This window comes from Rhizobium sp. BK212, from assembly GCF_014197475.1.
GTDB classification, from domain to species: Bacteria; Pseudomonadota; Alphaproteobacteria; order Rhizobiales; family Rhizobiaceae; genus Rhizobium; species Rhizobium anhuiense.
In genome coordinates, this window is sequence record NZ_JACIFS010000014.1 from 141,899 (window position 1) to 149,079 (window position 7,181).

General features: G+C 60.4%; 7 protein-coding genes. 3 read left to right on the forward strand and 4 right to left on the reverse strand.

What is annotated here, in order from left to right; all coding sequences use genetic code 11:
• Positions 1-23: 23 nt before the first annotated feature.
• Positions 24-1,460: a DUF6880 family protein gene (locus FHT79_RS30655; protein WP_028758423.1), complete on the reverse strand. Its 1,437-nt coding sequence runs from the start codon at positions 1,458-1,460 to the stop codon at positions 24-26.
• Positions 1,461-1,660: 200 nt separating this feature from the next.
• Here FHT79_RS30655 and FHT79_RS30660 point away from each other — a divergent pair, with 200 nt between their 5' ends.
• Positions 1,661-1,915: a DUF2934 domain-containing protein gene (locus FHT79_RS30660; RefSeq protein WP_028757237.1), complete on the forward strand. Its 255-nt coding sequence runs from the start codon at positions 1,661-1,663 to the stop codon at positions 1,913-1,915.
• 33 nt (positions 1,916-1,948) lie between these two features.
• Here FHT79_RS30660 and FHT79_RS30665 read toward each other — a convergent pair whose 3' ends face one another.
• On the reverse strand, positions 1,949-2,518 hold the full coding sequence (locus FHT79_RS30665) for a GNAT family N-acetyltransferase (protein ID WP_028758424.1): 570 nt from the start codon (positions 2,516-2,518) through the stop codon (positions 1,949-1,951).
• Positions 2,519-2,675: 157 nt separating this feature from the next.
• Positions 2,676-3,320, reverse strand: coding sequence for a ThuA domain-containing protein (locus FHT79_RS30670; protein ID WP_028758425.1), 645 nt, complete (start codon positions 3,318-3,320; stop codon positions 2,676-2,678).
• Between the two features lie 321 nt (positions 3,321-3,641).
• Between FHT79_RS30670 and galE the strand changes: the two genes are divergently transcribed.
• Both galE and FHT79_RS30680 read left to right on the forward strand, forming a co-directional pair.
• Complete coding sequence (gene galE, locus FHT79_RS30675; protein ID WP_028758426.1) at positions 3,642-4,625, forward strand: UDP-glucose 4-epimerase GalE; 984 nt, start codon at positions 3,642-3,644, stop codon at positions 4,623-4,625.
• On the forward strand, positions 4,603-6,150 hold the full coding sequence (locus FHT79_RS30680; RefSeq protein WP_183904652.1) for an alkaline phosphatase family protein: 1,548 nt from the start codon (positions 4,603-4,605) through the stop codon (positions 6,148-6,150). Before galE ends, FHT79_RS30680 begins: the two co-directional genes overlap by 23 nt.
• 122 nt (positions 6,151-6,272) lie before the next feature.
• On the opposite strand, the gene FHT79_RS30685 is transcribed toward FHT79_RS30680, so the two are convergent.
• Entirely contained in the window at positions 6,273-6,770 is a 498-nt protein-coding gene (locus tag FHT79_RS30685) for a DUF1993 domain-containing protein (RefSeq protein WP_028759213.1), read from the reverse strand.
• Positions 6,771-7,181 lie beyond the last annotated feature (411 nt).

The window sequence follows — 7,181 nt, forward strand, 5'->3', positions numbered from 1 at the left end:
GAAGGCAAGGTATTTGAAGCGACTTAGGTCACCAGGCTCCAGAAGCCATGCTTCTTGCCGTGCCGGCGCTTGAGGTCCGCGACATAGACGTCATGGGATCTTGTGTTGCCAAAGTCATCGATATGAGGCGCAAGGGACGCACAGTCCGCAAGATGCCTTGCGGCGTGTTTATAGCGGCTGGGTCTGTTGTTATCGAGGGCGAAATCGATCATGGAGCGCAAGAGAATGGTCGCCGCGAGCGGATGTTTCTCCGCCAGAGCTTCGGCCGCCGGCGTCATCAGCTCATAGAGATCGCCGTCGAGTTCGGCTTTCCTGATCACCACCAGTTTTGCCGCCTCGGCAGGCGCCGGCCAATTCAGGAAAAAGGCAAGCGCCTGATGGACGTTCGGGAAAGCCCGGGCATGGGCAAATGCCTTCTCCTCGGCGTCGAGATCGTCGAAATCCGGCAGCCGCTTGAGGAAAGCCCTGAGATGCTCGCCATCCAGCGCCTGCTCGAAGCGCGCCCATCGATAGGTTTGGGCCTCTTCGGCCCGCCCCAGGGCCTCGAGCGCGGCGACGCGAGCGAGCTGCCATTCGAATGGCATGTCGGCCCAGCCTCTCGCGTCGGCCTCATCCAACGTCTCAAGCGCTTCTTTCGCCCGCCCGGCCGAGAGCAGGCGATTGGCGATGTCGGCCGCAATCATCGGCGCCTTGCGCGTTTCCTCGGGGTGCTGGCCAATGTAGGCATCAACATCGCCCTGGGCGTCGGCAATTTGCTGTAAGGCCATGCGCACCGTCAGATCCCGGTGAGTGCCGTAGATCTCATCCTCGTAAATCGGGGCTCCCGCGCCCCAGCTGATGACCTTGCGCTCATCTTCCGCCGGCTTGTCCTTCGGCTCCTTGGACCATTGGACGAAGAGGGTTTTCAACCGATCGATACCATCCTTGCCGAGGGCCGGCACCATCGCCGCAAGCAGGTTGTCGTACTGGCCGTAACCATTGTCCTGCACGGCTTTGAACACCTTATCGGCCAGAACATTGACGTCAATTTTGACGAGCCTGGCGATTGCAGCAGCATCCTCGCAAGCCTGGTGAAAACTTTGGATCAGTGAGCCGCCGCGGTCGTTGGATCTTTCAAAGATCGAATCCGCCATTGCGAGGAACTGCCATATCAGTTCGAAAGCCTCCCGGGGATCATCGGCGGCAATCGTCTCTGCGATCGTCTTGCGTTGAGTTTCCAGATCGGTCTTCAGCGCCTTCGCTTTGTGCCAGTTTATGACGGTGCGAGCGCGGGTAATGCTGGCAAGCCGCTTTCGCACTTCACGCGCCACTTCGGCGCTGCCGTGATTGCCGGCAAGCTCCATTCGAAGCCGTCGCTTGTGGGCGGCGCTGCCCGTGCTGATCTCGATCAGCAGCTCGGCAAGGCGCTGGACACCGAGGGATTCGAGATTCTTGGCATTGAGTGTTGTCTTGGCTGCCATCGGTCATCGCTGTCGTTTCTGCGGCTGACCCTACCCTGGAGCCGGTACGAGGCCAAGGTCGGGGAATGCATGCGAGGGATAATCCCCTGCTCCTCGATATTAGCTAAAAACTAACGCTGCCTCGTAACGACTCCTAAAGCCGGTTTTGGCACCTTGTTGCCTGTCGAATATTGCTTCCAAATTTCTCGCTGGGGTTGATTATGAGTCATAATAAGGACGCCTGGGTCAGCCAGCGCGCTTATTCGCTGTGGGAATCGGAAGGCAGACCGGATGGGCGCGGGGAAAGCCATTGGGCGCAGGCGCTACGGGAGTTCGAGCAGCTGGAGCTGACGAAGGCTTCGCCTGATGGAAATGATCTTATCGAGAAGCTGAAGGCCGCGGGGCGGCTGATGCGTGTCTATGACGAGACGGTTCCCGCCGTCGAGAATGACCGGCAGATAAAGGCGGTTCGCTAGCCTGTATTTATAATCCCTGGGTTGCCGAAATATTCAGCGGCATTCCAGGCGGACGATCGGCCTTGCCGGCAGGCGTCTTGCCACTTCGACGAAGCCGGCATCCAGAAACATCGAGAGCGCTCCCGGATAGAGCTCGGCTCCGTTCGAAGCGCGGGCCGCCTGATCGACGGGGTAGGCTTCGAGGCATTCAGCGCCATTCGCGTTTGCGAATTTGACGGCGTGTTTCAATAACAATCGCGACAGGCCCTGCCGCCGGAACGGTTTGCGGACGATGAAGCAATTGATCGACCAAACCGGCTTGTCGTCGACCGGCGCGAAGGGCTTTGAGCGGCGCAGCCGGTCGAATACGGCGCGCGGCGCGATACCGCACCATCCGGCCGGCTCGTTCTCGTGGTAGCCGAGAATGCCTGGCGGGCGCGGCCCGGCGACGAGGCTTCGAAACCAGTTGCGATTTCCCTCGCCCCATCCTGCCTTGTAGTCGGCATTCGGAAGATACCAGTAGGCGCAGCGACAATTCCGGCCGCCGGAGCAATCGTCGAAGACTGCTTCTATATCGGTCAAGCGGTCGGCAGTGGCGGGCAGGAAAGAGAAGCGATCCGGCATATGGAGAGATTAGAGCAATTCCAGGCAAAGCGCGAAGCGCTTTTGCCGGGAATTGCGCAAAAACAAAAGCATAGAGCGGTTCTGCATTTCCGTTAAAAGCTGAACCGCTCCAGGCGCGGGTGGGCGATCGGCAAGACCTTTCCCTCGTCCTCCAACGCTATTGACGGGTGGCCCAGCTGAGACCACGCCGCAGGATCAGCGGCATGTAGGGATGGTCGAATTCGGCGGCGACGTGGCCGAGGGCGGAATAGAAGATGCGGCCGGCGCCGAAATGGCGCTTGAAGACGACGGGCATCACGACATTGCGGGCCGCCGGATCGTAGGCGCCGGTGAAGGTGGTGGTCGCAAGGATTTCGACCGTGGGATCATAGTGGAGATAATATTGTTCCGAACGATAGTCGAAGTCGGGAATGCCCTCCATCACGGGATCGTCCTGGCGGGTGACGGCGACACGGAAGTCGATGATATTGCCGGGATGGGCCACCCAGGTGACGCCGGAAACATATCGGAAAGGCGCGCTTTCCTTGAAGGACGTGGCGAGGGCGCCGTGATGGCCGGCGAGCCCCAGCCCGCCGCGCACGGCTTCGACCAGGGCCGCGGCATGAGGCTTTTCGAGCGTTTCGCCGGTAATGATGGGCACCAGCAGATCGGCCTGCGCCAGCGCCGGTGATCCGAATATTCCGAGATCGCCGGTCACCTCGACCGTAAAATCGTCTTCGCGCAGCAGGTCGGCGACGATATGAGCGCATTGCTCCGGCTCATGACCCTGCCAGCCGCCCCAAACGACCAATGCCTTTCTCATTCGCGCCCTCCCTGGCTGATTGCTGCGGACCGTTGCATCACATGGTGGTACAAGGCCCTTAGATCGGGCGGCTATGCAAATCACGCGAATAATTTTCGAATATCGCCGATGTGGCCCAAATTGCGGGGCGGGTGGCGTCATTGTCGTTCGGCGTTGGAGTTGAAGTCATCGATGGGGCCGCCATGGCGACGAATCGCGCATCGATTGAAGCGGCATCGGCATTTGACGTATTGTCTGTTCACGCCGATCGCAGTTCTTTCTTTTTATTGACATGTATCTCGTCTAGGTTTCCCTCATCTCTCACGAAGAATAGGGTGGTGCATGGCAGGTGAAACGGTTCTTGTTGTCGGCGGCGCCGGCTATATCGGGTCGCATACGTGTCTCGACCTGGCGAACAAGGGTTATACGCCTGTCGTCTTCGACAATTTTTCGAACGGCCATCGCGAGTTCGTCAAATGGGGGCCGGCCGAAGAGGGCGATATTCGCGATCGCGCCCGGCTGGATGAGGTGCTGGCAAAGCACAAGCCGGCGGCGATCCTGCATTTCGCGGCGCTGATCGAGGTTGGCGAATCGGTGAAAGATCCGGTTTCCTTCTACGAGAACAATGTGATCGGCACGCTGACGCTGCTTTCGGCGGCACAGGCTGCCGGCATCAACGCCTTCGTCTTCTCCTCCACCTGCGCCACCTACGGTCTGCCGCAGAGCGTGCCGCTCGACGAGACGCACCGGCAGGTGCCGATCAATCCCTACGGGCGGACGAAATATATCGTCGAACAGGCGCTTGCTGATTACGACCAATATAAGAGCCTGCGCTCGGTGGTGCTGCGCTATTTCAATGCGGCCGGCGCCGACTTCGAGGGCCGGATCGGCGAATGGCACCAACCGGAAACGCATGCGATACCCCTGGCGATCGACGCAGCCCTCGGCCGCCGCCAGGGTTTCAAGGTGTTCGGCAGCGACTACGAGACCCGCGACGGCACCTGCGTGCGCGACTATATCCATGTGCTGGATCTTGCCGATGCGCATGTGCGCGCCGTCGAATATCTGCTGAAGGGCGGCGATTCCGTCGCGCTCAACCTCGGCACCGGCACCGGCACGACAGTCAAGGAATTGCTCGGCGCGATCGAGGAAGTGTCGAACCGGCCTTTCCCGGTCGAATATATCGGCCGTCGTGAAGGCGATTCGCATACGCTGGTTGCCAATAACGACAAGGCGCGCGACGTGCTCGGCTGGGTGCCGCAATATGATCTGTCCGAGATCATCCGCTCCGCCTGGGCCTGGCATGCAAAATCCAACCAGCATTGAGAACGCGCGCCGGCCGAACATCCTGCTGATCACGGCCGACCAGTGGCGTGGCGATAGCCTGTCGGCCGTCGGTCACGCTTGCGTAAAGACACCTGGTGTCGATGCGCTGGCGCAGGAAGGCACGCTCTTCCGGCGGCACTATGCCGGGGCGGCACCCTGCTCGCCGGCGCGGGCCACACTCTATACCGGCCTTTATCAGATGAACCACCGCGTCTGCCGCAACGGTTCGCCGCTCGATGCCCGCTTCGACAATCTGGCGCTCGCCGCCCGGCGGGCCGGATACGATCCGACCCTGCTCGGCTACACGGATACCGCGCCCGATCCGCGCGGCATGGATGCCGGCGATCCGCATCTGACGACCTATGAAGGCGTGCTGCCGGGCTTTACGGCCCGCCAGCTTCTGCCCGAGCATGAAAAACAGTGGCTCTCCTGGCTCAGGTCCCGCGGCCATGCGCATGCCGTCAGCCGCGACATCCATATTCCGGTCGGTGCCGAAGCAGGCGAAATTTCAAATGCGGCGCCGGCCTATTCGCGCGACGAGACCCAGACGGCGTTCCTGGCCGGCGAGTTCATTCGCTGGGTGGGCGAACAGGACAGGCCGTGGTTTGCACATGTCTCTTTCTTGCGTCCGCATCCGCCATTTTCCGTGCCGGAGCCGTTCAACCGGATGTTCAAGCCCGACGAGGGACCGGCTTTTGCCCGCGATGCAAACCGCGACGCCGAACAGAATAGTCATCCTTATCTCGCCTACGAGATGCCACGCTCTGGCAAGGGCAACTTCATCTACGGGGCAACGGGGCCACTCAGCGGCTGGAACGCTGAGGATTTTGCCGCGATCCGGGCGATCTATTACGGGATGATATCAGAGGTCGATGCGCAACTCGGCCGCATCTGGCAAGCGCTGAAGGATGCGGGCGCCTGGGACGACACGCTTATTGTCTTCACCTCGGACCACGCCGAGATGGCGGGCGATCACTGGATGCTCGGCAAGGGCGGTTTCTTCGACGGCAGCTATCATATTCCTCTTGTCATTCGCGATCCCGCAAGCAGTGCTGCGGGTAGGGTCGTCGACAAATTCACCAGCGCTGCCGATATTTTTCCCACCCTTTGTCAAAGGCTCGGCATCGACGCGAAGAACGGGCTCGATGGCCAGTCGCTCATGCCGTTTGTCAGGGGTGGGAGCGGACAGGGCTGGCGGGACGCGGCATTCTGGGAATTCGATTTCCGCGACATTGCGCATGGCGAGGCCGAGCGGCATTTCGGGCTCCGGTCCAACCAATGCAATCTGGCGGTGATCCGCGACGGACGGTTCAAATATGTGCATTTTACCGCATTGCCGCCGCTGCTCTTCGATCTTCTCAACGATCCGATGGAACTCGACAATGTCGCAGCGGATCCGGCCTATGCGGCGATACGGCTCGATTATGCCGAGAAGCTTCTGTCGCTGCGGGCACGGCATCTCGACCAGACGCTTGCCTATACCGAGCTGACGGAAAGAGGGCCGGTGACGCACCGACCCTGGTAGAGCATCGCCGTCTTCTTCGAATGACGGCAATGCTCTCTTTCGCTTTGTACGCAATTCCCGGCACAAGCGTTTCACGCTTTGCCTGGCAAAACCGCTGCACGCTTTTGCTGGAATTGCTTTGTTCAGCCGAGATAATCGCGCTTGCCGATCGGGGCGCCCTGGTTGCGCAGAATGGCGTGAGCCGTCGCAACGTGGAAATAGAAGTTCGGCAGGGCGAAGGTGGCGATATATTCGTCACCGGGCAGCACGATACCGCTCTTTCCCGGCAGGGTGATCTGGCGGGTTTCCGTGCCTTCCAGCGCTTGGGCCGAGAAGCCGGCGAGATAGGCTTCGGTTTTTGCCAGGCGCTCGCGCAGGGCATCGAGCGTCGTTTCGTTGTCTTCGAACCTCGGGGCATCGGTCGCGGTCAGGCGGGCGAGCGCGAATTTGGCGGTGTCGCTGGCGCGCTGATATTGGCCGGAGAGCGGCAGCATGTCGGGCGCAAGTCGAGCGGCGACCAATATGGCGGGATCGATATTCTTTTCCCTGGCATAGGCTTCGGCCTTGTCGAGGTAGGTTTTCAGGCTGGCGATGCCGCGCTGGAACATCGGAACGGTGAGGCGGTAGATCGAAATGGACATGTGTCCTGTCTCCAAAATCTTCAAATGATTGGGCCGCGGCAAAAGATCAAAGATGCCTGCGGCTCTGGGCCTGTCTTCGACCTCGCATAGATGGATGCTCGCTTCGTCTTTCACAACGGCGGAAATGCAGGTGCTGGCCGTGAAGGCCCACGGCATTGCGCTTCATCCATATCCGGTCGCCGCTAAAGAGGCTTGACGCCGTTCCCAGAAAATGGAATGAATATTCCGCAGAGCGGATTTGACGGTTTGTTTGTTCCGTTTTGCAGAGCGCCGCGGGAGAGGTGGCGCGGGGAAATTGCGGCTTCAGGGCAAATGCCTGGAGCTCCGGCGTGAGGAGGGTGCAGCCGGGCACCGCTTTGTGGAGGAAGTGAAATGAAAAAGTTTATCCTGGGCACTGCGATGGCGCTCGTC